The following is a 25425-nucleotide window of genomic DNA, read 5'->3' as shown; positions in this document are numbered from 1 at the left end:
GTTGTACTTCTGCGGCTGCCGGGAAGGTGAAGGGTCGTTCAGTCGGCCCGGCGGGCGACCCGCTCGAACAGCTCGGGCAGGCGGCGCAGCAGCGCACGCTCCTCGGCGTCGGTCTCCTCGCGGATCGCGGCGGCCAGCCAGTCCGTGCGGGCGTCCGTGTCCCGCTGCAGTGCGGCCCGACCGGCGTCCGTGATCCGGATGACCGACGCTCGGCGGTCGGTGTCCGACGCCGTCCGGTCGACGTAGCCGAGCTCGGCCAGTTCGCCGACCGTGCGGGACTGCCCCTGGTGCTTCACCCCGCGGCGGCGCGCGAGTTCCGCGATCGTCATCGGGCCCTCGCGGTGCAGGAACCCGAGGGTGGTGGTGTGCGTGGCCGGCAGCGCGTCCGCCTCGCGTCGTGCGGCACGCACGACCCGGCCGATGGACTGTCGGAGCTCCGCAGCGAGCTCGTCGATCGGGTCCATGCCCGGAACGCTACCGCTTCACGGACGGGAGGCACGGTGCCAGCTGGCACCGTGCCTCCCGTCCGTCATCGGGTTCCGCTCAGCTGCTGCGGACGTCGTCCGCCGCACCCTGCGCGTTGTCCTTGACGTCGGACGCGGCCCCCTGCGCCTCGCCCTTGACCGTCTGCGCGGCTTCCTGCGCGGTGCCCGCGAGGTCCTGCGCGTGCCCCTTCGCCACGTCGCCGAGCTGCGAACCGGCGTCCTTCGCCTGCTCCTTGACCTCGTCGACGAGCGGTGCAGCCTTGTCCTTCAGCTCACCGGCGAGTTCTTCTTCCTTCTCGGTGGTCGGCAGGAGCGACGACACGAGCCAACCGGCGCCGAACGCGATGAGGCCGACGGCCAAGGGATTGCCCTTCGCCTTCTCGACGCCCTTCTGGGCGACGTCCTTCGCCTGGCCGGTCGCGCCCGAGGCGGAACCGGAGGCGCTCGAGCGGGCTGACTGGGCCGCGCCCATCACGGACTCGCGGACGTCCTGGAACCGGCCCTTCACCTTCTCGCTCTGGCGGTGGGCGATGGACGACGGGCTGACCTTGTCGGCGAGGGCGTCGACGTCGGAGCCGAGTTCGCCGCGGGTGCGCTCGATGTCGGCGCGGATCTCGTCTGGGGTGCTCATGGCTTCCTCCCGGTGTTGGGCTTGAGTGTCTCGGGGACTTCCTTGGCGGTCTCGACCGTCTGCGGGGCGCCCTTGATCTCCTTGATCTCCTTGCGCCCGCGGACGGCCAGGATCGCGGCGACGATCGCGTAGACGACGGCGATGATCAGGGCGGACCAGGCGTTGCCGATCAGGTAACCGAGGCCCCACCACGCGGCGATCGACAGGAACAGCAGGGCGAACACGGCGGTGAGTCCGGCGCCGCCGAACATCCCGCCCGCCTTGCCGGCCTTCTTCGCAGAGTCGGTCAGCTCGGCCTTCGCGAGGGCGACCTCCTGCCGGAACAGGCTGGAGAGGTCGCGCGACACGTCGGACAGCAGCTCACCGAGCGGTGTGGTCGCAGCGCGCTCCTCGGGAGTCGGTTCGCCCAGGGGTGTCGCGCCGGGGACGGACTGGCTCATACGCCACTCCCCGATCCGGTGGTGCCGTCGCCGGCCTCCTTCTCGTGCTTGACCTCGGTCGCGAGCGCCTTGGTCAGGCGGCCGGCCAGCAGGCCCGCGCCCGCGGCGATCGCGATGAAGGTGCCGGGGCGCTTCGCGGCGAAGGTCTTCACCTCGTCGAGCAGCGAGCCCGGGTCGCGGTTCTCGAGGAACCCGGCGGCCGAGGTCGCGCGGCCCGACAGGTCGCGGACGACCTTCGAGGCGACGCCCTGCTCGTCGTCGTTCTCGGCCATGCGCCCGAGCTGCTCGCCGAGGGAGCGGAGTCCGCCGGCAGCGCGCTGCTGCTGCTCGCCGGCCTGCTGCTTGAGGTTCTCGGACGCCTGGCCGTAGAGCTGCTTGGCGTGGTCGGTCGCCTCGGAGGCGACCTTCGACGCCTGCTCCTTGGCGGTGCCCGCGACGTTCGCGGCCTTCTCCTTGGCGTCGCCGGCGACGTCCTGCGCGGCGCCCTTCGCCGCGTCGGCCTTGCCGGAGCCGCTGCCCGAGTCACTGCCGGAGCCGCTGGCGCTGCCAGCGCCGCCGGCGGAAGCGGCGGACGGGACGGCGGGGAGCTGCTCGTCGGCCGGGACGGCGTCGAGGGGTGCGTCGAACGGCACCTCGGCGGCGCTGTCGCCGTACGGGTCGTAGGTCTGGGGCGCACCGGGGTCGGTGGGTCGCGCGGCGGGGGTGCCGCTGGCGTACGACGGCACCGTCACGCCGGGGGCGACCTCGTGCCCCTCGGAGGCTGCGGTGCGGTCGTGGATGGGCGTCCCGGAGTCGTTCCCGGGTGGGTTCGTGGTCATGGTCGGCCTTCCGGTTGTCGTCGTCCCCGGCGTGCACCGGGGGCGTTTCGCCATCGAACGTGCGCGCTGCCCTCTGGGTCAGGACCCAGGAATGCCGGGAAACGCGGTCCGGCAATCCGCACAGGCGACAGCCGGTTGGATCGACGGATGCCCCGTGTCTCGGTCGTGATCCCCGTGCGGGACGATGCCGTGCACCTGCGCCGGTGCCTCGCCGCCCTCGCGGCCCAGACCCGGCCGGCCGACGAGGTCGTCGTGGTCGACAACGGCAGCACCGACGACAGCGCGGCGATCGCCCGGGACGCCGGTGCGGTCGTGCTGACGGAGCCGGTGCGCGGGATCGCCCGGGCCTCGGCGCGCGGCTACGACCGGGCGACCGGCGACGTCGTCGTGCGGCTCGACGCCGACTCCGTCCCACCGCCGTCCTGGATCGCCGACGCCGTCCGCCTGCTCGCCGACCCCGAGGTCGTCGCGGTCACCGGTCCGGGCCGGCCACGGGGCGGTGGCCCCGTGGTGCGCCGACTGTGGGACGCCGTGTACATGGGCCCGTACTTCGTGCTGATGCGGGGTGCGCTCGGACACCCACCGTTGTTCGGGTCCGCCATGGCGATGCGCCGGTCGACCTGGGCCGCGGTCGGCGGGCGAGCGCACCGGGACGACGCCGAGGTGCACGACGACGTCGACCTGAGCATGCAGCTCGACCCGGCCTGGCGGGTGGTGGCCGACCCCGTGCTCACGGTGCAGGTGTCCGCGCGACCGTTGTCGAGCCTCCCGTCCGTCTGGGTGCGGACGCGACGCGCCTTCCACACGTTCCGCGTGAACGGCCGGCGGGCGAACCCGGTGCGGCGGTGGGCGCGACGGCTGCGGTCGCGGTCGCGGTCGCGGCGGTGGTGGCGCAGCCGCTGACGACGCCCTCGGTCAGCCGCTCACCGAGCGGGTCGGGACCGCACGTGCGCCCGCTCGCCCTGCGGCCCGTACAGGCACAGCACTTCGGTGACCGAGTCGGTCACGTTGCCCATCCAGTGCGGGGTGTGGGTGTCGAACTCGGCGACCTCACCGGGACCCAGGTCGAGGTCGTGCTCCCCCAGCACCAGCCGGAGCCGCCCGGACAGCACGTAGAGCCACTCGTAGCCCTCGTGCGTCTTGAGCGACGGGTCCCCGCCCGGGGTGTTCGGCGGGAACAGCTGCTTGAACGAGCGCACCCCGCCGGTCCGCTTGGTCAGCGGCACGACCACGCGGCCGCCGTGCACCTCGGGCTTCATGTGCACGCGCGGGTCGCCGGTCTGCGGTGCGCCGACCAGGTCGTCGAGGGGCACCTGGTACGCCCGGGCGAGGGGCAGCAGCAGTTCCAGCGTGGGCTTCCGCTGCCCGGACTCGAGCCGCGACAGGGTGCTCACCGAGATCCCCGTCTGCTCGGACAGTGCCGCGAGTGTGACGTCGCGGTGGGCGCGCAGCGCGCGCAGTCGGGGGCCGACCCCGTCGACGACGTCGGCCGTCGTGCGCGTGGCGGCCGCATCCCGGGTGCTGTGTCCCATGCCGGCCATGTTGCCACACCGGCAAAGTTCGTTGCTGTCCGCTCATGACCGGCCGCATGATCAGCGCATGCCTGAACACTTCGACGTCATCGTCATCGGCGGCTCGGCCGCCGGCCTCTCCGCCGCCCTCATCCTCGGCCGTTCGCGGCGCTCGGTGCTCGTCGTCGACTCCGGCGAGCCGCGCAACGCTCCGGCGGCCGGTGCGCACAACTACCTCGGCCACGAGGGTGTCGCGCCCGCCGAGCTGATCCGCATCGGTCGCGACGAGGTCGCCGCCTACGGCGTCCAGGTCACGGCCGGGAGGATCGTGGCCACGTCCGCCACGACCGGTGACGGCCACGACCCGGTCGGTTTCTCGGTCACGCTGGACTCCGGCTCGGTCGTCACGGCACGCAGACTGGTCGTCGCCTCCGGCGCCGTGGACGTCCTGCCCGAGGTCCCGGGCCTGGCCGAACAGTGGGGGCGCGGGGTCGTGCACTGCCCGTTCTGCCACGGGTGGGAGATCCGCGACCAGCGGATCGGGGTGCTCGTCACGACGCCGAACGCCGCACACCACGCGCTCATGTTCCGGGCGCTGAGTGATCGGGTCACCGCGTTCCTGACGGACCCGGCGCTGATGGACGACACCGCTCTGGCCGGTTTGGCCGCACGCGGCATCGCAGTCGTCGAGGGACCGGTCGCCGCCGTGGTCTCCGAGGGTGACCGGCTGACCGGGGTCCGGCTCCGCGACGGTTCCTTCGTCGAGCTCGATGCCCTGGCCACGGCGAGCCGGCCCGAGGCGCGGGTGGACTTCCTGTCCGGGCTCGGCCTCGCCGCCACCGACCAGTTCATGGGCGACCACCGCTTCGCGACCGCGCTGACCGTGGACGCCGCCGGGCAGACCGCGGTGCGCGGGGTCTACGCGGCCGGCAACGTGACGGCCCCGATGGCGACGGTCATCGCGTCGGCGGCTGCCGGCACCCAGACGGGCGCTGCGGTGCACGGCGACCTGGTGCAGGCCGACCTGGCCGCGGCGCTGGCCGGGGTCGGCGCTGTTTCGGGCACTGTTTCGGGCTGAGCGACAGTTCGCGGGGCCGGTCGGGCGTGCAGTGTCGGTGAGCGCGAAACTCGGCGTGGGTCAGTCGACGCGGTAGCCGGCCTGTGCAGCCAGCAGCGGCGCGAGCGTGTACAGCTGGTCGGCGCCGATCGTGGCCCCGCGGAACCCCTCGAGCCGCTCGACCCGATCGAGGTCCGCTCCACGCAGGTCCACGTGGTCGATGCGGGTGTTCGACCCCTCGGCGGCGCGGATGCTGCTGCCGTCGAACGACACCCGCAGCAGCTTCGCGTCGGCGATGTCGAGCTCGTCGATGACGCAGTCGCGGAACACCACGTCGGTGATCGTCGAGCCGCGCAGGTTCACGAACCCGAACTTCATGCCGACGAACTCGACGCCGTTCAACCCGGAGTCGTACAGTTCGGCCGAGCCGACCCGACCGCCGGAGACCCGGACCTCGCGCCACGCGCTGCTCGACGCCCGCAGGATCGGGGCGTCGAGCGAGTCGATGAGCGAGTCGCGGACCCGGAGCCCACGGAAGTCCGCGTCGTCGCCCCGGAACGTGTCGATGACGCACTCCTCGATCTCCAGGTCGGGAAGTCGCTCGCCGGCCAGATCGAGGACGTCGATGCGCTTGCCCTCGATGCGGTCCCCCGTCAGGACGTCACCGGGAGCTGGCGTCCAGTCCTCGAGGTTCGTCGGTTCGGTCAGGGTGATGCGCGGGGCGTCGGTGCCGGAGGAGCGTGCCATGCCCCCAGTCTGGCGGTGACCGCCGACCCCGGGGGTCACGACCGCGGTCGGGTGAGGACGCTGTCCAGCCGGTAGTCCTTCGCCGGACCGCGCGCTTCCCACCGCACCGTCCAGCGGTCTTCGTCGCCGTCGAAGGCACCCGTGTAGTCGTCCGGAGCGCAGGCGTGGGCGACGCTCGTGCCCCAGACCCAGTCGTGGAAGACCCGACCGTCGGAGAAGTGCACGGTCCAGCCACCGTCGGGACCGCGCCGGAGGAGGAGAGTCCGGGACACCGGGGTGGACCGGCCGTCGAAGGTCATCACGCCGGACTCGTCCCAGCGAACCTCGTCGTCGCCGACCAGAGTCAAGGTGGTGGTCCCGGTGACGGTCCCCGCGGCTCCGGCACGGTGGTCGTGCACGGTGCGGTCGAGGTCCCACACCCCGAGCAGGTCCGTCGGCAGCAGCACCCGCCCACTCTACGTCCGGGTCAGCGAACCCCGCGGGGTGGCGGGTTCACGTCGTCCTCGTGCTGGACACTCCTGGGGATCAGGGCCCGGAGCCCCACGACGGCGGCACCGCCGACCGACGCTGCGAGGATGCCGAGCGCGATGCCGCCGGTCGAACCCTGGCCGTAGTTGGACCACGGCAGACCGGCTGCCCACTGCACCGCCGGTCCGACCACCAGCAGGGTGCCCGTCGGCGCCACCACGACGACGAACTTCCGCGCGCTGCTCCACTGGGGTCGCAACAGGGTGATCGCTCCCGTCAACGCCGCGATCGACGCCGCCCCGTAGACCCAGGACGAGCCGGACAGGCGCCAACCGTCGAACGCGAGCCAGTCCTGGACACCCTGCACGGTTCGCTCCCACGCGTGCGCCCGCTCCGTGCGCCCGGAGACGATGGGCAGCGGCCACCCGATGACGGCGAGTACCCCGGTCACCGCAGAGACGACGCCCAGGACCCGCGGCCAGAAGCGCGGTCCGACAGCGGGCTCGACGTCGAAGTCGGGGATGCTCAACCGCGCAGGGCCTCGGCCCGCGCGGCTCTGCGCTCGTCGTCGGTGATGACACCGCGGGCGTGCAGCTCGTCGAGTTCGAGGAGCCGCTGCTCCGGCGAGGTCCGCCGGGCACCGTGGGGGCGCCGACTGCGGACCACCGCGATGCACACGGCGGCGATGACCGCGACGACGACGAGCGCCATCAGCAGGGTCCAGACGAGGTCGTAGACCGGCGGGATCAGGGGGTTGCGCACTTCTTCGGAGGCGATCATCGTCCGCGCAGGGCCTCGGCTCGGGCGCTGCGGTGCTCCTCGTCGGAGATCACGCCGCGCGCGTGCAGGTCGTCGAGTTCGGCGAGGCGCTGTTCGAGCGGCTTGTCCGGTGCGAACGTACGGCTCTGCATCGCCTGGTACGCGATGTCCTCCTGCATGGTGAGGGGGTTCTGACCACGGTCGGCCATCCGCTTGCCCCGGTAGAGCGTCAGGATGACGATCGTCAGGGTCGTGAGGATCGTCAGCGCCGCGACGACCCCGAACGCGATGCCGAACCAGCCGTCGAACAGGTCGGGCATCCCCGACTCCCCCGGCCCCTCGAGCTCACTGAACGCGGACCAATTGAGCACCATCGCACTCCCCCTTCTCACAACGACGAGCGAAGCGTAGCGCGAGACGGGGAACACGAGCGGGCGTTCCTTCCCAGAACGCCCGCGATGGAATGTGGAACCGGGCGTACCTGGTCAGAACTTCCGACCCGCTACGCCCGGAACCACCCGGTACGACCGAAAGCACCCGGTACACCCGGGACGACCAGGCAGCGCCCCCCGCCCCCGGCCAGCCCGAGCCCGCTCAACCGCGGAGCGGCCCCGACCCCGGAACGTTCGCACCGTCCGCGAACCCGGCCACGAGTGCACGCAACGCTTCTTCGGAGGTGTGTCGGGCCTCCCATCCGAGCACCGACCGGGCACGGTCGGTCCGCATGATCGGCACGCCGGCGGCGATGTCGATCCACCCGGCGTCCGTCGGCTGCAACCGCAGCCGCCACGTCACCGTCACGATCCCGCGCAGCAACCGCAGCGGGATCCGCACGGCACCGAGCATGCCGAAGGCCCGGGCCAGTCTCGGCGGGTTGAGCACGGGCGAGGCCGCGATGTTGAACGCCCCCGCTGCCCGTCGGTCGACCGCGCGCCAGTAGGCGTCGGCGACGTCGTCGGCGTGCACGGCCTGGAACACGAACGGGTACGGCAGCGGCAGCACGAGCCAGCGGATCCACCGCACGATCGACATGGGCACGAGGTGTCCGAGGAACAGCCCCCGGATCTCGGCGGCGGCGTCCCGCTGGAAGATCAGCCCCGGACGCAGCCGCGTGAGGGTCACGGAGGGGTGGTCGGCCTCGAACGCGTCCATCGCCGCTTCGTTGGCTGCCTTGTGGATCGAGTACGTCGCCGTCGGGATCCCGTCGGCGGGCCAGCTCTCGTCCACGGGGGTGTGCTTGCCGTCGACGTCCACCCCGCGGTACGCGCCGACCGAGGACGCCACGACGACCTGGGGCACCTCGGCGCGCGCGACGGCTGCCAGGACGTTCGCCGTCCCGGTCACGTTCGTGCGGTGCTGCGCCGGGATGTCGTGCGTCGGCTGGAGGGCCCACGCCAGGTGGACGACGGCATCGGCGCCCTGGAACACGGCCGTGAGCTGGTCCACGGCGTCCGCGGCACCGACGTCGACGGCGTGCCAGACGGCAGCGGCGTACGGCTCGGCGCGCAGGTCCGGCAGCCGCCGGGCGACGCCGACGATCCGGACGCCAGCGGCGTCACCGTCGCCGTCGGCGCGCACGGCTGCGAGCCGACGGAGCACCGCCGTCCCGACGTTGCCGGTCGCGCCGACGACGACGATCCGCATCAGGCCGCGGCCATCGCGGGGTCGAGCACGACCTTGACGCAGTCGTCCTGCTTCTTCTGGAAGACCTCGTACATGTGCGGGGCCTCCTCGAGCGAGACGCGGTGGGTGGTCAGGTCGAGCGTGCCGAGCGGGTCCGACGGGTCGGAGACGAGCGGCATGATGTCGTCGATCCAGCGCTTCACGTTGCACTGGCCCTCGCGGATGGTGATCTGCTTGTCGAACAGCGTCATCATCGGCATCGGGTCGGCCATGCCGCCGTAGACACCGCTCAGCGAGACGGTGCCACCGCGGCGGACCAGGTCGATCGCCGCGTGCACGGCGGCCAGCCGGTCGACGCCGGCGGTCTCGATCGCCTTCTGCGCGAGCTTGTCGGGCAGCAGGCCGGCGGCACGCTGTGCGAAGCCCGCCATCGGGTTGCCGTGGGCCTCCATGCCGACGGCGTCGACGACCCCGTCCGGGCCGCGGCCGTCGGTCAGGTCGACGAGTTCGGGCACGAGGTCCTTCGTCAGGTCGAACACCTCGGCGCCGTGCTTCGCCCCCAGGTCACGGCGGACCTGCTCGGGGTCGACGGCGAGCACGCGGTAGCCGAGGTGCTTGCCGATGCGGGCGGCGAACTGGCCGACCGGGCCGAGGCCGAGCACGGCGAGCGTGCCGCCCTCGGGGACCTGGGCGTACTGCACGGCCTGCCACGCGGTCGGCAGGATGTCGCTCAGGAACAGCCAGCGGTCGTCGGGGGTGCCGTCGTCCGGCACGACGATGGGGCCGTAGTCGGCGTGCGGCACACGCAGGTACTCGGCCTGGCCACCGGGGACCTGGCCGTACATCTTCGTGTAGCCGAACAGCGACGCACCGGTGCCGTACTCGGTGACCTGGGTGGTCTCGCACTGCGACTGCAGGCCGTGCTGGCACATCCAGCAGTGGCCGCAGGAGATGTTGAAGGGGATGACGACGCGGTCACCGACCTTCAGGTTCGTGACGCCGGACCCGACCTCTTCCACGATGCCCATGGGCTCGTGGCCGAGGACGTCGCCGCGGTCGATGTACGGGCCGAGCACGCGGTACAGGTGCAGGTCGGACCCGCAGATCGCCGTGGAGGTGATCCGCACGATCGCGTCGGTCGGCTCCTGGATGGTCGGGTCGGGGACGGTCTCGACGGACACCTTCTCGGTGCCCTGCCAGGTCAGTGCGCGCACGTCGCGTTCCTCTCGTGGTCGCTTCGAGCCGGCCTGGAGGCACGACTCGCGTTCCCCTCCTCGGTACGCGCCCGCCCCGTGGACGCTCCCAGCCCCGCGTCCCCCTCGCGCACGTCGGCGCGGGCGGGCGGCGGTGCGCTCGACGTCAGCCGAGGACGGCTGCGAGGACCCGCTCGTGCTCGTCGCGGTCACCAGGTCCGGCACTGCCCGCGAGCATGATGAGTGCCTTCCACAGCGCCCATCCCCGTGCGCGCGCCCACGTGTCGTCGTCCAGGTCGACCGACTGCCGGAACACCCGTCGCGCCGGGCCGTCCAGCATCGTCCACGCGAGCACGAGGTCGCACGCCGGGTCCCCCACGCCGCACGTGCCGAAGTCGATCACCGCGCACAGCCGCCCGGTGTCGTCGACCAGCAAGTTGCCCGGGGCGACGTCACCGTGGAACCAGACGGCCGGCGCGTCCCACCGGCTGGCGAGGGCCTCGGCCCAGACCGCTTCGCACGCGCCGCGGTCGACGACGGAGCGGCCGGCCCTGCCGCTGCCGAGCGTGTCGAGCGCCGCCCGCACCTCGGCGTCGTACACGGACGGGTGCTCCCCGCGGTGGAACGAGTGCGCACCGGCGGTGGGGCCGCCCGTCGCCGGGACGCTCCGGAGCTGCCGGAGCACGGCACCGACCTCGGCCGCGAAGCGCTCGTGGTCGAGGTCGTCGACCTGCACGGCCGGCACCCCGTCGAGCCACCGCCGCACCGACCACGGGAACGGGTACCCCTGGCCCGGTTCCCCGAGCGCCACGGGTTCCGGCACGGCGACGTCGAGCCGCCGGGCGAGGTACGGCAGGACGTCCTGCTCCTTCTCGACCGCGGGCACGTAGCCGGCCGCGCTCGGCAGTCGCACCGACAGGGCGTCTCCGAGCCGGTAGGTGCGGTTGTCCCAGCCCTGGTGGTCGACCTCGCGCACGGGCAGGTCGGCCCAGTCGGGGAACTGCTCCGCGACGAGTCGTTCGACGAGTCCGGCGTCGATCCGGGGCACCTCGGTGTGCATGCCCGCAGCATAGGCGTCGGACCCGACACGGCGGTGGGGCCGGTGCACGACGGCGGCCACCGGCGGGGCGGACCCGCACCGGGCCTCCCGGCCGTCGCCTCAGGCGGGTTCTGCCAAGGCGAGCAACGCGTCCCGCGCGACCGCGAGCGCCGTCAGCCCCGCAGCCGGTCGCGGTCCCCCGGCGGCAGGTGCTCGGTGGCCGTCCGGCGGGCGGCCGGGCTGAGGAACCGGCCGCTCTGCTCGAGGAACGCCACGAGCGCCGGCTCGGACGCTCGCTTCCCCGTCTCGCGCAGGACCAGCCCGAGTGCCGACTGCACCGTCTCGCTGCGCTCCCGCACCAGGCGCCCGGCGATCCCGAGTGGCAGCTCGGCGTCGCCCTGCTTCACGAATGCCAGGGTCGCCACGACCGCGATGCGGCGGACCATCGCGACGTCGGACTTCGCGAGCGCGAAAAGCGGGCCGGTCGAAGCGCCCACCAACGGGGCGCCGACGAGTTCCTCGGCGGCCAGGTCGACGAGCACCGGGTCCTCGAACCGCTCGGCCTTCGCCGCGGACAGGTACTCGTCGGTGAGCTCCGGATCCGGGTGCGCCCGCATCGCCTGCACGAGCAGCAGGACGGCGACGAGCTTCGCGCCGTCGTCCTCGCTCCAGAGCAGCGCCGAGCGCTCCCCCTCGTCGAGGTCGTGGAACTGTCGGGCGACCCGTCGGGCCGCGGCGACGTCGCCGGTGGTGCGGGCGAACGCCGCCAGCACGGCTTCCGCGTCGCGCCCTGCCGGCAGGCCCGTCACGCGACCTCCCCGTCGCTCGCGTCGTTCTGTGGTGCCCTCCGACGCCCGCGGCTGAGCACGATGACCGCGACGACCACCAGGAACGCCGCGAACAGCCAGGTGCCGGCCTGCGGGTCGACCAGGCGCGCCAGCACGGCACCACCCGGCGAGCAGACGGCGGCGGTGATGCCGACCGTCAGCCCGACCCGCAGGTCGGCCGCGCGACGCCGCAGGTTCGCGACCGTCCCGGACACCGACGTCGGCACCATCGTGAGGAGCGACGTGCCCTTCGCCAGCAGGTCGCCGGCGCCGAGCACGACCTCGAGCCCCGGCACGATGACGACCCCGCCACCGACGCCGACGAGCCCGGACAGCACCCCCGACAACAGCCCGAGCAACAGCAGGACGATCGCCTCGACGACCCCGAAGTGCACCTCGCCGCCGCGGGTCGGCACCGTGGTGAACAGCGAGACGAGCACGACTGCGATGAACCCGACGAAGATCCACGGCAGCACGCGGAGCGGCAGGGCACGGAGCAGCCGGGCACCGATCGGCGCCCCGATGACGCTGCCGACCGCCAGGGTCAGGGCCGCGAGCCAGTGCACCTCGCCCTGCACGGCGTAGGTGACCGCACCGACGACGGCCGCGGGGGCGATCGCCACGAGCGAGGTGGCCGAGGCCCGACGCTGGTCCATCTGTGCGAAGGCCATGAGCGCCGGCACCACGACGACCCCACCGCCGACGCCGAACAGCCCGGACAGGACCCCAGCCAGGACCCCGATCGCCACCAACACGAGCACCGTTCCGCCGCGTTTCCTCATCACCGCAAGGCTAGACGCGCTCGCCGCCGCTCCCTCGCACGATGCGGGGTCGCCCGCGCTCGGAGTCCAGGAACGGTCGGCTTCCCGAGGGCGATCCGACCATTCCTGCTCACGAAGCGAACGTCAGCTCGCGAAGCGCTGCCTGGCCTCGCGGATGGTCTCGGCGTACGGACGGACAGGGTGCTCCGGAGCGGCGTCAGGAGCAGTAGTCGGCCACCGGCTCGCTCGTGCCGGCCACGAAGACGGTCGCCACGCGGTCGCTCCCCTCGCCGAACTGGAAGACGATGTACCGCTCGCCGGACCGGACTGCCCAGAACGTGTCACGGGTACCACCCGCCGCGTCCGTCCGTGTCTGGACCAGGTCCGGGTAGGCGCCCCTGACCTCGGCGAGGGTGCTGCCCAGACCGACCCCCTCGAGCGTCTTCGGGCCGACCTGCTGTCCTGGTGCGGCATCTTGCCCCTGCTGGATGACGACCGTACCGACCGTGCCGCCGGCGACGACCTCGACGACGCGCTCGCCGCCGGGTCCGTCCCAGATCCGGGAGTTCGTGTTCGGGCAACCGAACGGGTAGATCACGGTCCCCGTGTCGTCGATCAGGGGCGGCGCAGGCGAGAACGCCGCCCGCAGTGCGGCGTCGTCGGACCCGGCGGGGCTGCCGAGCGTCGCCGGCCCGACGGCATCCGCAGAGATCGTCCACGTCGACCAGTCCGTCGCCGAGTACGGCGGGGCGGTCGGCGTGGGCGTGGGCGTGGGCGTCGGTTCACCGACGACCGGCGCCGACGACGGCGTGACGGTCTGGCTCGGCTGGCTGGTGGCGCTCGGCGTGGGCTCGGGCTCGGTGGACGACGTCGGGATGAGCCCGAGCGCGACGCCACCACCCGCCGTACCCACGGCGAGCAGGGCGATGACGGTGATGACGATGCCGGTGCGACGTCCACGGCGCTTCCGCGGTTCGGCCCGCTCGAGCACGTTCTGCTTCATCGAGACGAGCATGCGCTGCAGGTCGTCTCCGATCGGGGGCTCGGAGTTCATCGCTGCACCTCCTTCGTCGCTCGGGACCCACGCCGTGGCGTGGGTCCTTGCGGGCGGAGTCCGAGGTGCTGTGCGGCTTCCGACCACGTCCGCCCCTCGACGAGACAGAGCTCGACGAGTCGTCGGTCGGTCTCGGGCAGGGCGAGCAGGTCGTCCTCGACCCAGCGCAACGGCGAAGCGCCGCCGCTGTCGACGGCACCACTCGTCCGGGCGTGTGACCGGCAGACGGCCAGGAGCCACGGCAGTAGCAGACCGGTGGGCAGGTACAGGCCGTCGGCGTGCTGCCAGAGCGACAGGAACGACTCCTGCACGACGCGTTCGACGTCGGTCGGCGTCGCGGAGACCGCCCACGCGTAGCGCGTCAGCACCGGGGCGAACCGGTCGAACGCGGTCGCCAGTGCGGTACGGTCCCCGGCGACCATCTGGCGCACGAGGCGTGAGTCGTCGATCGTCACAACACTCCCTTCACTTCAGGAGTGTCGCGAGATCGGCGATCCTGACAGCCGAAGCGCCCGGTTCGGCCGCATCACCGGAAGTGCAGCACCGAGAGCGGGTCGATGAGCGAGCCGGCCTGGCGCACCTCGACGTGCACGTGGGGTCCGGTGGACTGCCCGGTGTTGCCGGACTTGCCCACCTCGTTGCCCTTCGACACGATCTGCCCCTTCTTCACTCCGATCTTGCTGAGGTGCGCGGTGAGGACGGTGGTGTTGCCGTACGTGACGACGACGTAGTTGCCGTAGGACGCGTGGTTCGCGACGGTGGTGGTGACCGTCCCGGTACCCGAGGCGTACACGGGCGTACCGATCCCCACGGACGAGTCGGTGCCCTGGTGGTAGCGCGGGACGTGTCCGACGCCACGATCGTCACCGTACCGGCCGGAGATCTTGGTGCTGGCGACCGGCCACAGCAGCCCGGTCACGGGCCGGGTCGACCACGCCCGGGTGTCGGACTTGCCGTAGAGCACGACGTTGCCGTCGACCTGCACGAGGAGCCGTCCGCCGCCGGCACGGCTCGTGGCGCTCGACCAGAGCCACTTGTTCGCGGCCGAGTAGACGGCGAAGTTGCCGTCGGCCTGCACCGAGGCGTAGGCCCCGACGTTCCCGGCGGTCTTCGTCGCCCAGACCTGCTTGCCGTTGACGACCTGCGCGAGCACGCCGTCGGCGCGCATGGTGAGGGTCCGGGCGTTCGTGGAGTCGGACCGCAGGACCGTCCCCGGCAGGATGAGGTTCCCCGCGGCGACGCTGTCCTGGTACGTGGGGAACTCGACGACGCTCTTGTTGGCGGTGTTGATCATGCGCATCGTGCCGTCCGGCCGGACCCCGAAGTTCCGGCCGACGTGCCCGGCGCCGCCCCACAGCGCGATCCGCACGTTGTTGTGCACGATGGCGAGCGTGCCGTTCGCCCGGATCTGCGCGAAGGCCCCGGACTTGCCGGACGTGTTCGACGCCCAGAGCACCTTGCGACCGATGCCGTACTCGACGAGGTTGCCGTCGCCCTGCATGACGAGCTGGAACTGCCCGTTGTTCGAGGTCACCGAGTCGCCCGGCCAGAGCGTCTTGCCCGCGGCGACGGTGCCCGTGTAGACGATCGGGGCGGCGGCGGCCGGGGTGGCGGTGCTCACGAGCCCCGTCGCGACGGCGGCGAGCGCGACGAGCGCTGCGACGACCCGAGCGCGGACTGGGCGGAGGCGAGCCGAAGACGACGAAGTGCGGCGCATGAGTTCCCTGAGCTGGGACCGCAGGGAGGCGGTCCGGGTGGCGGACGCGCCCCTGCGCGACCGTTCGGCGGCACGTCGGTTACGCGCCGCCGAACGATGGTCACCTTTTCCGGGGGGAGAAACAACCCCCTTGACGCGGTGGGGCAACCCCAGTTCCGGGGGTACGCGACGGGGCACGAGCAGGAGGGCGGCAGGCTGCGGCAGCTGTCATCCGGTGCCGGGACGCCCGGAGCGCGCAAGATGGTGTCATGCCGACGCTCAACCCCGCCTTCGTCCCGCCCGCAGCGCAGACCACCCGTCCGGACCTGCAGGGGACGTTCGGGATGGCGGCCTCGACGCACTGGATCGCGACGGCGACCGCCCAGTCGGTGCTCGAGCGCGGCGGCAACGCCTTCGACGCGGCCGTTGCCGGGGCCTTCGTCCTGCAGGTCGTGGAGCCCCACCTGAACGGCCCCGGCGGTGACCTGACAGCGGTCTTCGCGACGGCCGCGAACCCCGTGCCGACGGTGCTGGTCGGTCAGGGCCCCGCGCCCGAGGGCGCGACCCCGGAGCACTACCGCGCCGAGGGCCTCGACCTGGTCCCCGGCTCCGGCGCGCTGGCCGCCACCGTCCCCGGCGCGGTGGACGCGTGGCTGCTCCTGCTCCGAGACCACGGCACCTGGGAACTGGCCGACGTCCTCGCCCCCGCGGTCGGGTACGCCCGCGACGGCCACCCGGTCGCACCCGCGGTGATCCGGACGATCACCGCCGTGCGCGAGCTGTTCGAGCAGCACTGGCCCACCTCCGCCACCCAGTGGCTGCCGGGAGGCACGGTGCCGGTCCCGGGGGACCTGGTGCGCAACGAGGCACTCGCTGCGGTGCTCGACCGGCTGGTCGAGGCCGGTGCGGGTGCCGGCAGCCGGACCGGCCGCATCGATGCGGCCCGGTCCGAGTGGGCGGAGGGGTTCGTCGCCGAGGCGATCGACCGGTTCGTCCGCGAACCGCACCGGCACGCGTCGGGCACCGACCACGCCGGTGTCATCCGGGCGTCCGACCTGGCGGTGTTCCGGGCGTCGTACGAACCCGCGACGACCGCCGAGTTCCGCGGTTGCACGATCGCCAAGACCGGACCGTGGGGCCAGGGTCCGGCGCTGCTCCAGACCCTGCGGCTGCTCGAACCGCTCGACGACGCCCTGCTCGACCCGTCGACCGAGGTCGGTGCGCACACGATCGTCGAGGCGCAGAAGCTCGCCCTCGCCGACCGTGAGGCGTTCTACGGCGACGGCGAGGTCCCGATGGACGTCCTGCTCTCCGACCGATATGCCGACGAGCGCCGTGCGCTGATCGGCGAGCGGGCCTCGGCGGAGCTCCGACCCGGCACGATCGCCGGGGTCGAGCACGCGCTGCCGCCGGTCCGGACCTCGTACGACTCCGCCGGTTCGGTCGGGGTGGGCGAACCGACCGTGCAGGTCGCCCGCGACACCGAAGCCGACACCGAGGTCCCGCCGGCCGCTCCGCTCGAGGACCGCGGTGAGCCGTTCGTGACCGCCGACGGCGAGACCCGCGGCGACACGTGCCACATCGACGTCGTGGACCGCTGGGGCAACATCGTCAGTGCGACCCCGTCCGGCGGATGGCTGCAGTCGTCGCCGACGATCCCCGAGCTCGGGTTCTGCCTCGGCACCCGCCTGCAGATGACGTGGCTCGAACCGGGCACGGCCTCGACCCTGCGCCCCGGTGAGCGCCCCCGCACCACGCTGACCCCGACCCTGGTGCTCCGCGACGGTCAGTCGGTCGCCGCGCTCGGTTCCCCCGGTGGTGACCAGCAGGACCAGTGGCAGCTGCTGTTCCTGCTGCGCTGGATCGTGGGCGGGTACTCGCCGCAGCAGGCCATCGACGCACCCGCGCTGCACACCACGTCGTTCCCTGGGTCGTTCTGGCCGCGCACGTGGAAGCCCGCGGGCCTGGTCGTCGAGGACCGCCTGGGAGACGAGGTCATCGCGGCACTCGAGGCCCGCGGACACGTCGTGACCCGCGGCGGTGACTGGAGCCTGGGCCGGCTGTCGTGCGTCACCCGCGACCCGGACACCGGGATCCTCGGTGCCGCCGCGAACCCGCGGGGCGCGCAGGGTTACGCCGCGGGACGCTGACCGCGCGCGTTCCTTCCCAGAACGCCCGCGCTACAAAGTGGAATCGGGCGTACCTGGTCAGAACTCCCGACCAGGTACGCCCGATTCGACCAGGTGCTCCCGCGCCTCAGAGCGTCGGGACGACCACCGCGCGACCCGAGAGCTCCCCGGCCTCGAGCTTCCGGTACGCCTCCAGTGCGTCGGACAGCGCGTACCGCTCGACGTCGGGGACGATCTGCCCGGCGCGGTACATCGCGACGACCTCGTGCAGGTCCTCGATCGTGCCCCAGTAGGTGTTCGTGATGGTCGACTCGTACGGCGTCGCGAAGAAGTTCCACTCGGTGGTGCCACCGGCGATCCCGACGACGGTGAACCGCCCGCCGACCGCCATCGATGCCTGCGCGACCTTGATCGTGGGGGTGGCACCGACGAAGTCGAAGGCCGCGTCGACGCCGCGTCCGCCGGTGATCTCGCGGATGCGCTCGGCCTGGTCCGGGCCGCCGGGGACGGTGATCGCGCCGCGGGCGGCAGCGCGGTCCATCGCGTCCTGCTTCATGTCGGTCGCGATGACCGTGGCACCGGTGAGCGCCGTCAGGATCTGCACGGCGATCTGCCCGAGGCCACCGAGCCCGACGACGAGCGCGAAGCGACCGCCCCCGGCCAGGTTCGGCAGGGAGTTCTTGATCGCGTGGTACGGCGTGAGCGCGGCGTCGCTGAGCGGTGCGGCGGCGATCGGGTCGGCGTCACCGAGCGGCACGAGGTTCCGCGCCGGGACGCTGACGTACTCCGCCATGCCGCCGTCACGTCCGAGGCCGATGCCCATGTACGGGTTCGTCGCGGCGTTCTCGCAGTAGGTGTCCTGCCCCTTCGAGCAGTACGAGCAGTGCCCGCAGCCGACCGGCCCGTACACCAGGTAGGCATCACCCTCGGCGAAGCCGGTGACCCCGTCGCCGACGGCCTCGACCCAGCCGGAGTTCTCGTGGCCGAGCACGAACGCGGGGGCCTGGGCTCCCGGCTGCCCCTGCTGGAACTCGCGGTACACGGCGACGTCGGAGTGGCAGGCACCGGCGCCGGCGACCTTGAGCAGGACCTCACCCGGCCCGGGTGCGGGCTTCGGGACCTCGGTCAGGGACGGGAAGGTCTGGTACTGCTCGAACACGACGGCGCGCATGGGTTCTCCTTGGTGTGGACGACGGGTCGACGGGGATCCGTCGGGCGTCAGGAGGGGTGCGGCGTCGCGGCGGATCGAACGATCCGGTTCCGCTATCGTACACCTGTTGTTTTGCGCAACGCATGTCGCTCGGCTCGCGCGCGGCCGAACCCTGCGTCTTCCCCGTGAGCCCGTTGCGAGAACGATCGTTCTCCGATTGACTCGGGAACGGCGGTCCCGTTCGGGGCCGCTCCCCCACACGAAAGGAGCGGGCATGCCCACTCGCACCGCACGCACCGCCTGGAACGGCGGCCTCGAGGACGGTTCCGGCCAGGTCGAACTCTCGAGCTCGAAGGTCGGCACGTACGACGTCTCGTTCCCGAAGCGCACCGCCGAGGACGCCGGCGGCACCACGAGCCCCGAGGAGCTCATCGCCGCCGCCCACTCGGCCTGCTACGCCATGCAGTTCTCCGCGGTCCTCGGCGAGGCCGGCGGCACGGTCGAGGCCCTCGACGTCAAGGCCGACGTCTCGCTCGGTCCGGACCCGGCCGGCGGCTTCCGCCTCACCGGCATCGTCCTGACCGTCAGCGGCGAGGTCTCCGGCATCGACGAGGCGGCCTTCCTCAAGGCCGCCGAGGACGCCAAGGCGACCTGCCCCGTCAGCAAGGCGCTGACCGGGGTCGAGATCACGCTGCACGCGACCTTCGAGCAGTAGGCGCGGAACGCAGGAACCGTCACCACCTGACGGACTGGAGGCCCGTGGCTGGGTCGCCACGGGCCTCCAGTCCGTCGCCCACCTACGCTGGGTGCCGTGCCCCGATTCCTCGCCACCCCGACCCTCGTCGCCCTCTGGCTCGGCCTGCTGGCCGTCGTCGTCGGGATCGTGTTCGTGCTGACGGCTCCGCCGTCGTCGTCCGGCTGGTTCGCGTACGCGCCCCTGTCCGACTACGCGTTCGTCGCGGGCGTCCGCCCCTGGCAGCTGACCGCCGGACCGGTCCTCGTGCTGGTGGGCGCGGTCGTCGCGGCCTTCGCCCTCGGTCGTCTGAGCACGCGCCGCCGGAGCTGATCCGGACGCGTCCAGCGGACGCCCGGACTCGGCCGCCGTCGACTGGCACCATGGCGTGATGGCCGAGCAGCACCCCCCGGGCCCGCACAAGCCGGGCCGCCCGCCCCGGCCACGCCGCCGCAGTCTCGCGCAGCACGACCTGCGCGACGCACGAGCCCGCCTGCGCGGGACGATCTACGAGCACGTCGAGCCCGACGCAAAGGGGCGCGACCAGTACACGGCGACCCAGATCGTCGACTTCTGCCTCGACCTGGCCGAGGTCATGCTCGCCTCCGGTGCCGACACCCGTAGCGTCGAGACGGCCGTCGTCGCGGTCTCGACGAAGTGGAACCTCGCGCCGCTCGACCTCGACTTCTCCGGCAGCTCGGTGACGATCCAGTACGCCCCGGCCGACGTCCCGCCGCTCGTCAAGGTCCGCACCGTGCGGTCGGACGGCTCCGACCTCGACAAGCTCGCCCGCGCGAACCAGATCGTCGACGACCTGATCCACGACGACCGCGACATGACCTCGGCGGTGAACGCCCTGGTCGCCGTGCTGCGACTCCCACCGCGCTGGCCGATGTGGCTGTCCGACGTCGGCCTGTCGATCCTCGGCATCTCGATCGCCGTGCAGGCCGGAGGCGGCTGGCGGGCCGGCCTCGGGGCGTTCGTGCTGATGCTCGGGATCATCGTCTCCGGGCGCTGGCTCACTGACCGGGGCTACCCGCAGTTCTTCGTGTCCGGGGCGCAGGGCGCGGTGGCGTCGGCGATCGGCACGCTGGCCATCTGGGCCGGGGTGCTGAACGCGAACGGTGCGGCCACGATGGTCGCGGCGCTCGTGGTGCTCCTGCTGCCGCACCCGTCCCTGGTGACCTGGGCGCAGGACGCCATCTCGGGGTTCCGGGCGATGGCCGTGGCCCGGGCGTTCTACATCGGGCTGGTCATCGCGGCGATCGTGGTCGGGGTGCCGGCCGGGATCGCGATGACGCACTGGCTGCAGATCGAGGTCGACCCGTCCGGCATCGTGACGCAGACCCTGCCGCTCTGGGCGTCGCTGTCGCTGACCGTGGTGTCGGCGGGCGCGAACTGCTTCGTGCAGCAGGCGAGCGCCCGGGTGATCCCGGTCGCCGTGGTGTTCTCGGTCGCCGCCGGTGCCGCGCTGTGGGCGCTGCGGCAGGCCGGGCTGCCGCTCCTCGGGGCGACGTTCCTGGCGGCGGTGCTGCTCGGGGTGCTCTCGACCTACGCGGCCGTCCGGATGCGCACGGCCGTGGCGGCGATCGCGGTGCCGGCGTTCTGCGGGGCGCTGCTGCCCGGTGTCGCCGTCTCGAACGCCCTGCTGAACTTCATGTCCGGGTCGTCGAGCGCCGCGCTCGACTTCGTGGCGGCGGTGTCCGTGGCACTGGGGATCGGCGCGGGCCTGGTGCTCGGCGGACTCTTCGCGACACCGGGTGCCCGGCGAGCGCTCCGCCGGACGCGTCGGGTCGTCGTGCACTCGGTCCACAACGACACCACGGCGCTGCGCGTCATCCGTGACACCGGGTACGACCCCGGCGACGGCTCGGTGCCGCGCGGATCGCGCTCCGGCGGCGCTTCGTGAGCTGCGCTTGCGCTTCGTGAGCTGCGCTTGCGCTTCGTGAGCAGAAGAGGTCGGGTGCGATGGACGCACCCGACCTCTTCTGCTCACCGAGTGGGCGTGCCGCGCTCAGCCGGCGTCGGACACCGCGCTCGACACCGCGGTCGGGGCGTCGTACTCGCCGTCCGGGATCGCACGGAGCGCCTCGAGGACGTCGTCCGGGGCGCCCTCCTGCTCGGCCGTCGAGACCACGTCCTCCTTGGACGCCGGGTAGTCGATGCCGCTCAGGTACTTCTGGACCTGGATGGGGTTCGGTGCTGCCATGTCGGTTCCTTCCGTCAGGTTGCGACTCCCGGAGTACCCGCGGGGCGCTGCACGACGGCGCAAGGAACGCGCTCCGCGGACGAACCGCCGGTCAGATCTCCCAGCTGCCCGAGTCGTCGTCGTCCCACATCGCCAGACGGCGGGCGGCCTGCGGCTCGTACCGCTCCATCCAGCCACGCTCGAGCCGGGCGACCGCGCGGTCGAACGCCGCCACCAGGTCGAGCTCGGCGCGCAGCAGGGCCTGCAGCTGCAGCCCCTCGTACAGGGCGATGAGCTGCTCGGCGCCGCGGCGGGGGTCCATCGTGTGCGGGGCACGGCCGATCGCGACGTCGTGCTCCAGACCGCGCTTGATCTGCGCGAAGAAGAGCTGGTACCGCGACCGCAGGTATGTCGCCATCGGGTGCGCCGGGTTGCCCGCGACGGACAGCAGGGCGACGAGCAGGCGCATCAGGGCCGGGTCCTCGGCGTTCGAGGCGACGATGGCACGGAGCAGGTCCACGGTCGAGCCGTCGCCGACCTCGTGCGTGACCTCGTCCATCCGGGCGCCGTTCCAGCGGTCGAGCGCGGCGAGGACCAGGCCGTCCCACGACGGGAAGTGCTGCTCCAGCTCGGCGACGCTGATGCCCATCCGCTCGGCGACCTGCACGGGCCGGGCTTCGTGGAAGGGGACGTCCCGGAGCAGGTCGACGGTGGCACCCACGATCGTGATCCGCAGGTGCAGCGTGGCCGCCGCGGCCGCCGCGGCCTGCGTGTCGGCGCTGGTGTGTTCGAGCATCGTGCCCTCCGTCGTCCCCGGACGTCCTGTCCGTGTCACCCCGGGTTCGGGGCACCTCCATCCAAACGCAGAACGGGGGACACCAGAATCCCCGGTACGGGTGTCGGCACAAGGGGGGACAGACCACGGCGTCGAGCCGCTTCGCGGCCGTCCGTGCGACCATGCCGACATGACCCCGAACGACCCCACTGCCCAGGGACTCGCGACCATGGCCTCGACCGGCTTCGAGTTCGGCAGCGACCCCGATCAGGTGGCGCACGACGTCCGGGCCATGTGGGAACAGCTCGGACGTCCCGCCGGTGCGTTCGAGGCGGCGGCGCGAGCGATCGCCGTGCTGCCCCAGCGCCCCGAGGTGCCGATCGCCGACCAGGCCCGCCGTCGCGCCTTCGAGCAGGCGATCGGCATCAACCCCGTCGAGGTCGAGCTGGCCGCCGCGATGTCGGCACGCGAGCTCCTCGAGCGGATGGCTCGCTCCGTCAGCTGCTGACGCCACGGGCCGGATCCGGAGCGGACCCGGCGACGTGACCAGGAGCAGTCGACGCGACCACAAGCCGTGGACCGGAGCACACGGACGACGGGAGGCGCGGCACCCACCGGCACCGCGCCTCCCGTCAGGTCCCCGTCAGGAACAGGCGCCCTACGGCGTCGGCATCCCGCCGTCGACGTGCAGCGTCTCGCCCACGACGTACGACGATTCACCGCTCGCCAGGAACACGTAGGCCGGCGCGAGCTCGGCGGGCTGCCCCCAGCGACCCAGGTAGGTCTGCTCGCCAGCGCTCGGCAGCGCCTCCGGCGGCTGGCCACCGGCCGGCTGCAGCGGCGTCCAGATCGGGCCGGGGGCGACCGCGTTGACACGGATCCCCTTCGGCGCGAGCTGCGCCGCCAGGCCCTTCGCCATGTTGTTCACGGTCGCCTTCGTGGCCGCGTAGTGCACCAGGTGCGGCGACGGGGCGTACGCCTGGATCGACGTCGTGTTGATGATCGTGGAGCCGGGCTGCAGGTGCGGCACGGCGGCCTTCGTGATCCGGAACGTCGCGTAGGCGTTCGTCTTGAAGGTCTCGTCGAACTCCTCGTCGGAGATCTTCGTGATGTCGTCGACGTTCTGCTGCTTGCCGGCGTTGTTCACCAGGATGTCGAGGCCACCGAGCTGCTCGACCGCGTCGGCGACGAGCTGCTCGCAGACCTCGAGCGAGGTGATGTCACCCGGCAGCGTGACGGCCTTGCGCCCGGCGGCCTCGATGAGCCCGACGATGCGGTCGGCGTCCTCCTGCTCCTCGGGCAGGTACGAAATCGCGACGTCCGCGCCCTCGCGGGCGTAGGCGATGGCCACGGCGGCACCGATACCGGAGTCGCCACCGGTGACGAGCGCCTTGCGGCCGGTCAGACGACCCGAGCCGCGGTAGGTGTCCTCACCGTGGTCGGCGGGGACGTTCTGCGCCATCTCCGCGTCGGTGCCGGCACCCTCGAGGTACTGCTCGTCGGGCTTCTTGTCGGCGTACATCTTCGTGGGGTCCTGCATCACGTACTGGTCAGGCCCGGTCTGGTCGTTCTGCTGGTCCGTCATGCCGCCGACGGTACGCAGGGGGTCGCTGCGGGCCGTCCAGGAGGCTGTCCCCCGCCGCGCGGAGCGGCCTGCGCCCGCCGGCCGCACCGCTCCAGGGCCGGCAGGTGCGTGATGCTCGTTTGTCACGGTCCGGTGACGGGCAGGCTCCGATTCGGTAACACCTGTCGTTCTGTCCCGGTGGAGGCCCTACCGTCGAACGGTGACTCCTCGGACCCTGCTCGCGCTCGGCGCCGCCGTGCTGGCCTTCTCGGCCGGTGCGCTCGCGTTCGACGGCACGCCAGGGGTGGGCGCGGACGCAGCCGTGGCGGCGGAGACGTCCCACGATGCCGCACCGGTCCGGGTGTCGGACGCGAAGCTCCGACGGGTCGACTCGATCGAGCTCGACGCCGAGGCCCTCGTGCTCCGGAACGGCGGCAAGACGGTCGTGGAATCGTCGATGCGCGACTCCCGGCTCACCGTGTCCGTGCTCGACCGCTTGCTCGGCACGCCGTCGCGGACACAGACGGCCGAGGGCGACGGTGGCGCCTGCTTCCCCGCCGGCACGACCTACACCTGGGGTGGTGCCATCCGCGTGGCCGCCCTGCGCTCCGACGCGCGAGCGGGCAACGCCGTCGAGGTCCGGATCCTGCGTGACTCGGTGCGGAGCCGCTCGGGTGCCCGGATCGAGCTGACGGGCCCTGACGGCATCCAGGTGGGCGACGACCTGGACGAGCAGATCGCCGACGCGCCCCGGTCGCACCGGGTGTCCTACGGCTCCGACGACTCCCGCGCCTGGCAGCTCCTGCTGCAGGAGGGCTGGAACGAGGCTCCCGCGACGGACGACGATGCCCAGGACACCACAGACGTCGGCACGAACGGGGTGTCCGCTCTGACGAACGAGACGACGGTCACGGTGCTCGGTTCCCCGATGCCCGTCCACGCACGCCGGAGCTGCTGACGCGGGTCAGATGCGCAGGGTCGCCACCACCGGGAAGTGGTCGCTGGCGAACCAGGTCTCCGGTCCGTCGTGGTCGATCACGACGCGGTCCACGCCGCTGACACCGCGGGTGAGCACCCAGTCGATCCGTTCCCCGGAGTCGACCGGCGGCTGCCAGTCGTTGAACGTCGCGGTCCGGTCGGACGGATCCCCCGCGGTCAGCCAGGCATCGGCGAACCCGGCCTCCGAGAACACCCTCGACGCGGTACCGCTCCCCGCGGGCTCGTTGCAGTCGCCCGCGAAGACGACCGGACCGGTCTCCCCGGCGAGCCGTTCCGCGATCAGGGCGGCGCTCCGGCCCCGGACCTCGTCACCGTGGGGTCCGGGCTCGTGGTCGAGGTGGGTGGTGAGCAGGGTGAACGCGGGTCCCTCGGCGTCGAGGAACCGGGCGTGGTTCGCGATCCGCGGGTACAGGCTGCCCCAGGTGTTCGAGACCGGCTCGTCCGGGGTGTCCGACAGCCAGAACGATCCCTCGTCCGACGGGCGGAACCGGTCGCGGCGGTAGAAGACGGCCGCGTGTTCCCCGGCGTCGCCGCCCTCGCGCCCCTGCCCGAGGTCGGCGTGGTCCGGCAGCCCGGCGCGCAGGTCGTCCATCTGGTGCGCGAACGCCTCCTGCACGCAGAGCAGGTCGGGGTCGTGCCGGCGGATCACCTCGAGCACGATCGGCAGGCGGGCCGGCCAGTCGTGCGCGGGGTCCGGGTTCTTGATGTTGTAGGTCATCAGGACGATCGGGCGTGCGGCGCTGGTCACTCCACGAACCTACCGACGCCTCGCCTGGCC

At 72.5% G+C, this 25425-nt stretch carries 31 protein-coding genes; 8 read left to right on the top strand and 23 right to left on the bottom strand.

The annotated features are described in order from the left end of the window. Window positions 1-38: 38 nt before the first annotated feature. The 4 genes from DEI85_RS01460 to DEI85_RS01445 form a co-directional block, all read right to left on the bottom strand. Window positions 39-464 (bottom strand): MarR family winged helix-turn-helix transcriptional regulator, encoded by a 426-nt coding sequence (locus DEI85_RS01460; RefSeq protein ID WP_110858624.1) that lies wholly within the window; start codon window positions 462-464, stop codon window positions 39-41. A gap of 79 nt (window positions 465-543) precedes the next feature. Next, window positions 544-1116, bottom strand: a complete 573-nt coding sequence (locus DEI85_RS01455) for a DUF3618 domain-containing protein (protein WP_110858623.1) — start codon at window positions 1114-1116, stop codon at window positions 544-546. Further along, complete coding sequence (locus DEI85_RS01450) at window positions 1113-1556, bottom strand: phage holin family protein (protein WP_051597109.1); 444 nt, start codon at window positions 1554-1556, stop codon at window positions 1113-1115. The genes DEI85_RS01455 and DEI85_RS01450 overlap by 4 nt, the downstream gene beginning before the upstream one ends. After that, the gene (locus DEI85_RS01445) at window positions 1553-2374 is read right to left on the bottom strand and encodes a hypothetical protein (RefSeq protein ID WP_110858621.1); all 822 of its coding nucleotides are present in this window, start codon (window positions 2372-2374) and stop codon (window positions 1553-1555) included. The genes DEI85_RS01450 and DEI85_RS01445 overlap by 4 nt, the downstream gene beginning before the upstream one ends. 147 nt (window positions 2375-2521) lie before the next feature. On the opposite strand from DEI85_RS01445, the gene DEI85_RS01440 reads away from it, so the two are divergent. After that, on the top strand, window positions 2522-3277 hold the full coding sequence (locus DEI85_RS01440) for a glycosyltransferase family 2 protein (protein WP_111123780.1): 756 nt from the start codon (window positions 2522-2524) through the stop codon (window positions 3275-3277). Between the two features lie 20 nt (window positions 3278-3297). Here DEI85_RS01440 and DEI85_RS01435 read toward each other — a convergent pair whose 3' ends face one another. Continuing rightward, complete coding sequence (locus DEI85_RS01435) at window positions 3298-3915, bottom strand: helix-turn-helix domain-containing protein (protein WP_111123781.1); 618 nt, start codon at window positions 3913-3915, stop codon at window positions 3298-3300. 58 nt (window positions 3916-3973) lie between these two features. Between DEI85_RS01435 and DEI85_RS01430 the strand changes: the two genes are divergently transcribed. Then, window positions 3974-4963: an NAD(P)/FAD-dependent oxidoreductase gene (locus DEI85_RS01430; protein WP_111123782.1), complete on the top strand. Its 990-nt coding sequence runs from the start codon at window positions 3974-3976 to the stop codon at window positions 4961-4963. A 60-nt stretch (window positions 4964-5023) separates the two neighbouring features. Here the strand turns inward: DEI85_RS01430 and DEI85_RS01425 are convergent, their stop codons facing one another. From DEI85_RS01425 to DEI85_RS01365, 13 genes are all read right to left on the bottom strand, one after another. After that, window positions 5024-5689: a pentapeptide repeat-containing protein gene (locus tag DEI85_RS01425; protein WP_111123783.1), complete on the bottom strand. Its 666-nt coding sequence runs from the start codon at window positions 5687-5689 to the stop codon at window positions 5024-5026. Window positions 5690-5724: 35 nt separating this feature from the next. Further along, window positions 5725-6135, bottom strand: coding sequence for a DUF6314 family protein (locus tag DEI85_RS01420; protein WP_111123784.1), 411 nt, complete (start codon window positions 6133-6135; stop codon window positions 5725-5727). Between the two features lie 20 nt (window positions 6136-6155). Next, window positions 6156-6686 carry a hypothetical protein gene (locus DEI85_RS01415; RefSeq protein ID WP_110858615.1) on the bottom strand — a complete coding sequence of 177 codons (531 nt, stop codon included), beginning with the start codon at window positions 6684-6686 and terminating at the stop codon, window positions 6156-6158. Further along, on the bottom strand, window positions 6683-6919 hold the full coding sequence (locus DEI85_RS01410) for a hypothetical protein (RefSeq protein ID WP_146244765.1): 237 nt from the start codon (window positions 6917-6919) through the stop codon (window positions 6683-6685). The genes DEI85_RS01415 and DEI85_RS01410 overlap by 4 nt, the downstream gene beginning before the upstream one ends. Window positions 6920-6933: 14 nt before the next feature. Beyond that, on the bottom strand, window positions 6934-7290 hold the full coding sequence (locus DEI85_RS01405; RefSeq protein ID WP_111123786.1) for an SHOCT domain-containing protein: 357 nt from the start codon (window positions 7288-7290) through the stop codon (window positions 6934-6936). A gap of 220 nt (window positions 7291-7510) precedes the next feature. After that, window positions 7511-8560, bottom strand: a complete 1050-nt coding sequence (locus tag DEI85_RS01400) for an NAD-dependent epimerase/dehydratase family protein (protein WP_111090122.1) — start codon at window positions 8558-8560, stop codon at window positions 7511-7513. Further along, window positions 8560-9753, bottom strand: coding sequence for a zinc-dependent alcohol dehydrogenase (locus DEI85_RS01395; protein WP_110858611.1), 1194 nt, complete (start codon window positions 9751-9753; stop codon window positions 8560-8562). The genes DEI85_RS01400 and DEI85_RS01395 overlap by 1 nt, the downstream gene beginning before the upstream one ends. Before the next feature lie 145 nt (window positions 9754-9898). Beyond that, complete coding sequence (locus DEI85_RS01390; RefSeq protein WP_110858610.1) at window positions 9899-10792, bottom strand: aminoglycoside phosphotransferase family protein; 894 nt, start codon at window positions 10790-10792, stop codon at window positions 9899-9901. Between the two features lie 152 nt (window positions 10793-10944). Continuing rightward, complete coding sequence (locus DEI85_RS01385; protein ID WP_181436393.1) at window positions 10945-11580, bottom strand: DNA alkylation repair protein; 636 nt, start codon at window positions 11578-11580, stop codon at window positions 10945-10947. Next, the gene (locus tag DEI85_RS01380; RefSeq protein WP_111123787.1) at window positions 11577-12380 is read right to left on the bottom strand and encodes a sulfite exporter TauE/SafE family protein; all 804 of its coding nucleotides are present in this window, start codon (window positions 12378-12380) and stop codon (window positions 11577-11579) included. The genes DEI85_RS01385 and DEI85_RS01380 overlap by 4 nt, the downstream gene beginning before the upstream one ends. 196 nt (window positions 12381-12576) lie before the next feature. Further along, the gene (locus DEI85_RS01375; RefSeq protein WP_111123788.1) at window positions 12577-13413 is read right to left on the bottom strand and encodes a hypothetical protein; all 837 of its coding nucleotides are present in this window, start codon (window positions 13411-13413) and stop codon (window positions 12577-12579) included. After that, window positions 13410-13868, bottom strand: a complete 459-nt coding sequence (locus DEI85_RS01370; protein WP_110858607.1) for an RNA polymerase sigma factor — start codon at window positions 13866-13868, stop codon at window positions 13410-13412. Before DEI85_RS01370 ends, DEI85_RS01375 begins: the two co-directional genes overlap by 4 nt. A 71-nt stretch (window positions 13869-13939) precedes the next feature. Continuing rightward, complete coding sequence (locus DEI85_RS01365; protein ID WP_110858606.1) at window positions 13940-15130, bottom strand: peptidoglycan DD-metalloendopeptidase family protein; 1191 nt, start codon at window positions 15128-15130, stop codon at window positions 13940-13942. A gap of 248 nt (window positions 15131-15378) precedes the next feature. Here DEI85_RS01365 and DEI85_RS01360 point away from each other — a divergent pair, with 248 nt between their 5' ends. Continuing rightward, window positions 15379-17259, top strand: coding sequence for a gamma-glutamyltransferase family protein (locus DEI85_RS01360; RefSeq protein WP_111123789.1), 1881 nt, complete (start codon window positions 15379-15381; stop codon window positions 17257-17259). A 106-nt stretch (window positions 17260-17365) separates the two neighbouring features. On the opposite strand, the gene DEI85_RS01355 is transcribed toward DEI85_RS01360, so the two are convergent. Continuing rightward, window positions 17366-18409, bottom strand: coding sequence for an NAD(P)-dependent alcohol dehydrogenase (locus DEI85_RS01355; protein WP_071245854.1), 1044 nt, complete (start codon window positions 18407-18409; stop codon window positions 17366-17368). Between the two features lie 253 nt (window positions 18410-18662). Here DEI85_RS01355 and DEI85_RS01350 point away from each other — a divergent pair, with 253 nt between their 5' ends. The 3 genes from DEI85_RS01350 to DEI85_RS01340 all read left to right on the top strand — a co-directional run bounded on the left by DEI85_RS01350 (window position 18663) and on the right by DEI85_RS01340 (window position 21030). Beyond that, the gene (locus tag DEI85_RS01350) at window positions 18663-19103 is read left to right on the top strand and encodes an OsmC family peroxiredoxin (RefSeq protein ID WP_027467170.1); all 441 of its coding nucleotides are present in this window, start codon (window positions 18663-18665) and stop codon (window positions 19101-19103) included. A 96-nt stretch (window positions 19104-19199) separates the two neighbouring features. Then, window positions 19200-19454 carry a hypothetical protein gene (locus DEI85_RS01345; protein ID WP_111123790.1) on the top strand — a complete coding sequence of 85 codons (255 nt, stop codon included), beginning with the start codon at window positions 19200-19202 and terminating at the stop codon, window positions 19452-19454. Between the two features lie 58 nt (window positions 19455-19512). Continuing rightward, window positions 19513-21030, top strand: coding sequence for a threonine/serine exporter family protein (locus DEI85_RS01340; protein ID WP_111123791.1), 1518 nt, complete (start codon window positions 19513-19515; stop codon window positions 21028-21030). A 105-nt stretch (window positions 21031-21135) separates the two neighbouring features. On the opposite strand, the gene DEI85_RS01335 is transcribed toward DEI85_RS01340, so the two are convergent. Both DEI85_RS01335 and DEI85_RS01330 read right to left on the bottom strand, forming a co-directional pair. Continuing rightward, window positions 21136-21330: a DUF2795 domain-containing protein gene (locus tag DEI85_RS01335; protein WP_111123792.1), complete on the bottom strand. Its 195-nt coding sequence runs from the start codon at window positions 21328-21330 to the stop codon at window positions 21136-21138. A 91-nt stretch (window positions 21331-21421) separates the two neighbouring features. Then, window positions 21422-22105, bottom strand: a complete 684-nt coding sequence (locus DEI85_RS01330) for a TetR/AcrR family transcriptional regulator (RefSeq protein WP_027467173.1) — start codon at window positions 22103-22105, stop codon at window positions 21422-21424. 169 nt (window positions 22106-22274) lie between these two features. Here DEI85_RS01330 and DEI85_RS01325 point away from each other — a divergent pair, with 169 nt between their 5' ends. Next, on the top strand, window positions 22275-22592 hold the full coding sequence (locus DEI85_RS01325) for a hypothetical protein (protein WP_111123793.1): 318 nt from the start codon (window positions 22275-22277) through the stop codon (window positions 22590-22592). A 150-nt stretch (window positions 22593-22742) separates the two neighbouring features. Here DEI85_RS01325 and DEI85_RS01320 read toward each other — a convergent pair whose 3' ends face one another. Continuing rightward, window positions 22743-23669, bottom strand: coding sequence for an SDR family oxidoreductase (locus DEI85_RS01320; RefSeq protein ID WP_111123794.1), 927 nt, complete (start codon window positions 23667-23669; stop codon window positions 22743-22745). A gap of 199 nt (window positions 23670-23868) precedes the next feature. Here DEI85_RS01320 and DEI85_RS01315 point away from each other — a divergent pair, with 199 nt between their 5' ends. After that, complete coding sequence (locus DEI85_RS01315) at window positions 23869-24606, top strand: hypothetical protein (protein WP_111123795.1); 738 nt, start codon at window positions 23869-23871, stop codon at window positions 24604-24606. Between the two features lie 6 nt (window positions 24607-24612). Here DEI85_RS01315 and DEI85_RS01310 read toward each other — a convergent pair whose 3' ends face one another. Continuing rightward, on the bottom strand, window positions 24613-25395 hold the full coding sequence (locus tag DEI85_RS01310) for an endonuclease/exonuclease/phosphatase family protein (protein WP_111123796.1): 783 nt from the start codon (window positions 25393-25395) through the stop codon (window positions 24613-24615). Between the last annotated feature and the right edge of the window lie 30 nt (window positions 25396-25425).

The organism is Curtobacterium sp. MCBD17_026 (assembly GCF_003234895.2).
In the GTDB taxonomy this organism is placed as follows: Bacteria; Actinomycetota; Actinomycetes; order Actinomycetales; family Microbacteriaceae; genus Curtobacterium; species Curtobacterium flaccumfaciens.
Note: the sequence above shows the minus strand (reverse complement) of the source record. Positions and strands in the feature narration are given on the sequence as shown.